Raw genomic sequence first — 1,284 nt, forward strand, 5'->3', positions numbered from 1 at the left:
TTTTTTTCCGTCCCGCCTGAGCGAGGCGGCGATATTGCAAGAAGGCGTAGGCGATCATCGTCATCAAGGCGTGCCTGTGAAGACCGGTCCAGGATCGTCCCTCGAAGTGGTCCAGACCGAGTTCTTCCTTGAGTTGCTGATGGGCCTGCTCGCAGATCCAGCGGGCTTTGATGGCAGCGGCAACCTCCTTGACCGATATGTCGGCAGGCAGGTTCGAAAGGTAGTATTTCCGTTCCCCGTTCGAGCGATGCTCGCCCACCAGCCAGACTTCTTCGCCGGGCATATGCTGCGCACCCGCCGCGCCTATCCGCTGTGGCGCACCGTCGGCGATGCGCACGCGCATGGCGGCAAAGCGCGCGACCAGACGGCCTTTGGCCCCCGGCGCCAACTGACCTGACGCCATTTGGCCGTTTCCAGCATCGTGTGGGCGGCGACTGACTTGCTATCGGGCATATGGCGCAGTCTTGGTCTCCCACGCACTGCCATGGGAAAGACCAGTTGCACATCGGCAGGATAGACCTTCTGATGCTTGGGAATACCCACGGCCCAGCACAAATCGCGTGCGCTCAAGGCCTGTCGAAAGGCGGCCGACACGCCATAACCCGCGTCCGCCAGCACGCAGCCAAAACGCACCCCGGCAGCGGCAATACGATCGATTTCCTCAATCGCGATCGCCGGTTTCGTTTTGGCCTGGCGGAATTCCTCGGGAACGCCGGCTTTGGCCATCCGCCCTTCGTTCTCGATCCAGCTGTCCGGCAGGAACAGCCGCAAGCTCAGCATAACGGGCACTTCGCCCGAGGCCAGCGTCACCGAGACCATCGTTTGGCAATTGGCTTGTTTGCCCAGCGTTGAGGCATACTGCGGCGCAACCCCGACCGAACCAGTCCCCTTCTTGGGTATGGCAGTATCGTCGATAATCAGCCAGGCTTTGTCCCCGCCCACCAGCGCATCGGCTTGATCCCACAATGCCGCTTCCAGCGGAGCGCTGTCCCAGACACCAGCGCCGATAAAATGGTGAAGGCGATCATAGCTGATATCGCTCGATCTGGCCGCCATCGGCTGGATGCTTTTGCGGTCACCCGGGCCGATCAGCCCCGCGATATAGGCAGGGCACATCCGCCGCCGCGTCTTGTTGCACAGCACCTTGAGAAACGGTTCAAGCCAACGCTCGAGGTCCTTCTGCCAATCCGCACCCATCGCCAGCCTCCGTCAAAGCTGGTTCCTCATGAATCACGCATTCGCCGCTAAGGGAATCCCAAAAATCACTTTTCTGCCAAAGTAGTG

The 1,284-nt window shown here is 60.7% G+C and carries 1 pseudogene; it reads right to left on the reverse strand.

Annotated features, from left to right (window positions below):
• Positions 1–1,197 (reverse strand): annotated as a pseudogene (locus FHW96_RS25900) (IS701 family transposase); the annotation flags it as partial.
• Positions 1,198–1,284: the final 87 nt, after the last annotated feature.

Source organism: Novosphingobium sp. SG751A (assembly GCF_013149295.1).
Lineage (GTDB): Bacteria > Pseudomonadota > Alphaproteobacteria > Sphingomonadales > Sphingomonadaceae > Novosphingobium.